This window comes from Actinoplanes sp. NPDC051633 (assembly GCF_040681735.1).
In the GTDB taxonomy this organism is placed as follows: Bacteria; Actinomycetota; Actinomycetes; order Mycobacteriales; family Micromonosporaceae; genus Actinoplanes.
Genome location: NZ_JBFAZH010001633.1, coordinates 1 through 1,353, shown reverse-complemented (window position 1 = coordinate 1,353; position 1,353 = coordinate 1). Strand labels below are relative to the sequence as shown.

2 protein-coding genes are annotated in these 1,353 nt (G+C 71.5%); one reads left to right on the top strand and one right to left on the bottom strand.

All coding sequences use genetic code 11. The features are described from left to right. Positions 1 to 111: 111 nt before the first annotated feature. Positions 112 to 717, bottom strand: coding sequence for a TetR family transcriptional regulator (locus AB0M20_RS43800; RefSeq protein ID WP_364307437.1), 606 nt, complete (start codon positions 715 to 717; stop codon positions 112 to 114). 65 nt (positions 718 to 782) lie between these two features. Between AB0M20_RS43800 and AB0M20_RS43795 the strand changes: the two genes are divergently transcribed. Next, positions 783 to 1,353: FAD-dependent monooxygenase (locus AB0M20_RS43795; RefSeq protein WP_364307435.1), on the top strand; the 571-nt coding region annotated here is incomplete at its 3' end.

The following is a 1,353-nucleotide window of genomic DNA, read 5'->3' as shown; positions in this document are numbered from 1 at the left end:
CGGGTGGCGGGCGGGCCCCGCTTCCCCGAGGCCGCCTTGAAAGTCGTGGACGCCCTGGTGGCCACCGCCCCCGCGGATGGCGTGCCGGGCACCCACTTCGCTGTGCGCCGGTCACTTGAGCCGCTCGACGATGCGGCTCAGCTGGTCGCGGTACCGCTCGAAGAGCTCGGGGGAGTCGGCCGGCAGGCCGGTGAAGTCCTCGGCGTAGTCGGCCAGCAGGGTCGGCGCCAGCGCGGCACCGAACAGCGCCAGCATCACGTACGCCGGGTCCAGGTCCGCGCCGATCTCACCCGCCTCCTGGCGCCGGCGCAGCTCGTCGACCATGGACTTCCGGAAGTCCGCCGCACCCTCCTCGCGCTGCCCGCCGAGCGTCTGCCACACCAGCAGCCGCACCCAGTGCCGCTGCGCCTCGCCGACGTGTGCGAACGCCGCGACCACCTCGGACAGCGGTGCGTCGGGCGGGGACAGGCGTGCGCTCATCGCCCGCCACCGATCGGTCAGCGCCCGGTGCAGCCCTTCCTTGCCGCCGAAGTAATACGAGATCAACTGCTGGTTGACCCCGGCACGCCGGGCGATCGCACCGATCCGGGCGCCCGCATAGCCGTGCTCACCGAACTCCACCAGCGCCGCGTCGAGAATCCGCTCCCGGCTCCGATCCGCATCTCGCTTGCGCTCGGATCCGGCTGGGGCGCGACGGGCTTTGGGCTGCTCAGGCACGGCCCACACCCTAGCAATCAAACAAACGGTTGACAAATTCACTCAGACGACTGACAGTGTCATTCATGCGTATAGCAATCATCGGGGGCGGCATCGGCGGCCTGGCCCTCGCACACGGACTGATCCGGGCCGGCATCACGGCCGACGTCTACGAGCGCACCCGGCAGCGCACCGACTGGCTGCAGGGCTACCGCATCCACATCAACCCGGCCGGCGCCCGTGCGCTGCAGGGCTGCCTGCCGCCGCCGCTGTTCCAGTCGTTCCTGGACACGGTCTCGGGCGACACCGACGGCTTCAGCTTCCGCACCGATCAGGGCGCCGAGCTGCTGACCCTGGCCGCCGCGGAGATCAACACCGGCGGCGAGCGCCACTACGGCGCGAGTCGTCACCGGCTGCGCGAGGTGCTGCTGACCGGCCTCGACGACGTGGTCCACCACGGCCGGGAGTTCACCCACTACAAGACCGAAGGCGACCGCGTGACCGCGTTCTTCGCCGACGGCTCGACCGCGGACGCCGATCTGCTGGTGGGCGCGGACGGCGCCAATTCCCGGGTACGCGCGCAGCTGCTCCCGCACGCCGCCGGCCGGCTGGACACCGGCGTCGTGGCCGTGGCCGGGAAGCACCCGCTGGACGGCC